This is a genomic window from Dysgonomonas termitidis (assembly GCF_042654545.1).
GTDB classification, from domain to species: domain Bacteria; phylum Bacteroidota; class Bacteroidia; order Bacteroidales; family Dysgonomonadaceae; genus Dysgonomonas; species Dysgonomonas termitidis.
This window is the reverse complement of record NZ_JBHSGN010000229.1, coordinates 1-2088: the sequence shown is the minus strand read 5'-3', so window position 1 is coordinate 2088 and position 2088 is coordinate 1. Positions and strand designations below refer to the sequence as shown.

Annotated in this window: 1 protein-coding gene; it reads left to right on the top strand. The window is 50.6% G+C overall.

From position 1 onward, the window contains the following. Positions 1-1470, top strand: a 1470-nt coding sequence (locus tag ACFO6W_RS26390; protein WP_380002169.1) for a BACON domain-containing protein, incomplete at its 5' end; no start/stop codon positions are given. Between the last annotated feature and the right edge of the window lie 618 nt (positions 1471-2088).

The window sequence follows — 2088 nt, the reverse complement described above, 5'->3', positions numbered from 1 at the left end:
GGACAATGGGATACCGCTACACCGGATTACATCCCGATGACGGGCGAAGTAATAGCCGGGACGACCAACGGCATCAGTATCAGGCAGGGCCAGACCTTCAGCGGCCTGAACCTGGTACGCATGCTGGCGCGTGTGGATATCGTCAACAGCGCCGCAGCGACATTTACGCTCAAAGACGTGATGCTGTACAACTTCAATAAAAACGGCCTGCTGGTCAACGACGATACGCAATACGGGGCTTCCCCGGCACAGCCTAACCTGCCCGGAGCGGTACAGAATGCCACCTCCCCGATAACATACACCGGGGCCGCGGTGTCGGCCAATATGGCCGGCGAGATCTATGCCTTCGAAGCGGCCGCCCCGACAACCGCAACGATAAGCACCCAGACCGCCCCCCGCATCATTATCAGGGGGACATACAACCTTGTGGATTATTACTATCCGGTGGACTTCACCTACGACGGCAGCGTTAGCGGTACCACCAAAGGCGACTTCATGCCGATCGTACGCAACCATAGGTACACCTTCACCGTCTCACAGGTCAGCGGCCCGGGCTTTGCTACGGCTGCCGCCGCATTGGCTTCGACGGATGTCATTACCAATATCGACGTACAGGTCTTCGTCATCGATGAAAACGTTACGGATGTCTATTGGGATGCAAAGAATTACCTGGCGGTCAATGCGCCGGACTTTAGCTTCGGCTATGAGGAGGTAACCGATGCATCCACGGACAACAAAATCACCGTCAAATCCACTGCCGCCTGGACGATCTCTTGTTTCGAAGCCGACGGTACAACGGCCCCGGACGGCGGCTGGCTTTCGGTAGATGACCCAGGAGGAGATGCTAACACAATGGAAACCGTATCGGTGCTGCTTCAGGAAAATACCGGGGCAGCGCGCGAAGGTAAAATCAAAATACAGTCAGGGAACTTTACCCATGTCGTAACGGTTACGCAGTCGGGCGACGACCGCGTGAAAATCGATGTTGGTACTATCTACGGCACGGGTGTAGGATCATTCACTATAAGTACCGCGCTTGACCCCACACCGCTACCCCCGGGCTCCTATGTGCCTGCGGGCTCGGTAGTATACATTACAGCTACCGAGGCTAATGTCAACGCTATGTCTTTCACCATCCTGAACGACACTTTAATAGACATATATGCACCGAAATATCATATAGAATTTGTTCCCGTAGATTCACGTACCTTCAGACTAGTGGACGAACCAGGTAGGGTGACTAATCCCGCAGTGGCTGCGTATGAGGGGTATGACTACACATACGATGATATCCCCTCACCGGGGTTTTGGACAAACACGAGTGCGGGAGGCACCTATTATTGGACTATAAGGCCTGGCCGAGAGACGAAAATCGTAAACGGGTACAAGATCGGTGTTTTGCACCGCGCCGTAGGCAAATCAAGCTGGACTGGGCTCGCATTAGATTACGTTATAATAACAGAGCGCTAATAAATCGACAGTTCGCCAAAGTCATTTGAGGCCAAACAAATCCGGCTCAGTTCACTGTCACTGTGACCCTCTAGGAAAGCGCTATGCTACCCTACTAAAAAAGAAAACAAAGGTCGGGAATTGACAAATAGATAAAAATAAATGAATACGAACAGATAAAAATATATAACAGGATGAATCAAAACGATAACAACCGGGAAAACCGGTACTTAAACGAACGGAGTATACAGCTAACAAGCTGTAATCCGGCACGAAGATGCAACGACACCCCTGTGCTGTTGTTATCCGTTTCCGGCCGGACGACGCGCGAAAAGGAGCCAATTATACAGGACCATGACTAAAACCGCTGTACATATGGCACTCGACTGCCGGCTTGAAAACGTTATAGTTCATTATTACATTGTTCATGTAAGTGGGTTTGGCAGGCTCCCTATTAGATTCTGATGATACATATAACCTCTTTCACCGGGAGCCTGCATTTACCCGGCCGTTATGAACAATGTAACGAGCTATGAGTATAAAAATAAAAGAAACAATGACATTGGAACAAGATATATAAAAAAGGACCCTTGGCCGCCGGCGGGCGTCAAGGTCATAATTCCGTAGCCGGAATAAAGG